The organism is Ochrobactrum sp. SFR4, assembly GCF_019730395.1.
Lineage (GTDB): Bacteria > Pseudomonadota > Alphaproteobacteria > Rhizobiales > Rhizobiaceae > Pseudochrobactrum.
In genome coordinates, this window is record NZ_JAAPBB010000050.1 from 1 (window position 1) to 1,407 (window position 1,407).

The following is a 1,407-nucleotide window of genomic DNA, read 5'->3' on the forward strand; positions in this document are numbered from 1 at the left end:
ACGCGCAGAACCAAAATGCCCCGCGCGCAAAGCAAGCTCACCATAACTAATAACCATACCATAAGGTACTTTGGATAATAGATCGGAAATGAGTTGCTCTACCTAGGCTTAAAACGCAGGTAAAATAGTGCTCAAGTTATCCAGCTTATTTAATTGCACTTCATCTTGGCAGCTTCGGATTTCTATCAAACGAAATTCTGCGAATTTATACAGGAGGATTTCTGGAGGATCGGAATATCAGAAGTGAAAAACCATTCCCAAGATTGGACCCTTTTGTACAACGTCATAGACAAAACCATCATGACTGTAATCAACGCCAAGTGCGCGATATCCTGCGACGAATGACAAGTTATCTTTGAGCTGGTAGCCTAATGTTCCGGCTACATCCCAGTCGATTTTAGCCTGACCGGCTCCGACAATACCCCAGCCGCTGAAATAGAAATTATCAGAGAAAAAGTATTTTGCTTTTAAGCCTGCTACAGCATCGACCCATGCAGCGCTGTCACGTCCACTGTGACCGTCGAATAATCCACCGTCAAAAGCAATTTTTGTACTCGCATACCAGATGCGTGCTCCTGCAACGGCATCAAGGCGGCTTTTATCGTCTTTAAGCAGGCTATAGCCAGCGCCGAAAAGACCTGAAAATGTCTCAGAACGAATATCGACACTGTTGCTCAATACTCCGTAAGGTGTCTCGCCGTCCGTCGATATTTTTGTATAGATAATATCGCTGAACAAGCTGTAGCGATCATAATGTCCTTCAACGACACCCATGAATGAGAAGTCCAGCTCCTTTAGCAGGCTGCCAAAGTCTGATTTCATTTTCACAGGCGGCAGTCCAAACTGTCCGGCAGCACCGCTGATGCCTGCCGCCCAGAAATAAGGACTTGCACTAAACCTCCATTCGTCAGGTTTAATATTTTTCTTTTCAAATTCAGCAGTGACCGGTGCTGCCGTAATATCCGCAGCAACAGCCACATATTGCTGACCCAAAAGTGCAACCAGTGAAAAAGCGAATAGCCGGTAGTGAAACATCTTCATTCCCCCCTGAATGCACAATCAGGTCGTTCATTTGCGAAAAGATTTTAGTGTGTTGACTCTGAAAGCACTTTGTCTTCGGCAGCGCAGTCTTTAACCGGAGCACTCGCTGTCTCCAGCTCTTTCCGCGCTCCCTGAATGTCGGCAAGAAATTCAGGATTGCTGTGTAATCTGGCCACTGTAGCGGCAGCCATAATGCGGCCTGCATCAACATCGCTTTGCCAATGCGCATTACAAATCACCCGGCTTTGTCCGAATGACAGGCCGCGTTTAAGCAACTCATCGGTTCGTTTTGGACTTGTCCCGTTTTATTTCCGCCTCTTTATCTCGTTTCGGCGGTTATCTGTTCGAATTGAGCGGGCGATATTC

General features: G+C 46.6%; 1 protein-coding gene. It reads right to left on the reverse strand.

Features of this window, described 5'->3' with window-relative positions:
• Positions 1 to 237: 237 nt before the first annotated feature.
• Positions 238 to 1,035, reverse strand: coding sequence for a hypothetical protein (locus tag HBA93_RS17735; RefSeq protein ID WP_221724171.1), 798 nt, complete (start codon positions 1,033 to 1,035; stop codon positions 238 to 240).
• Positions 1,036 to 1,407: the final 372 nt, after the last annotated feature.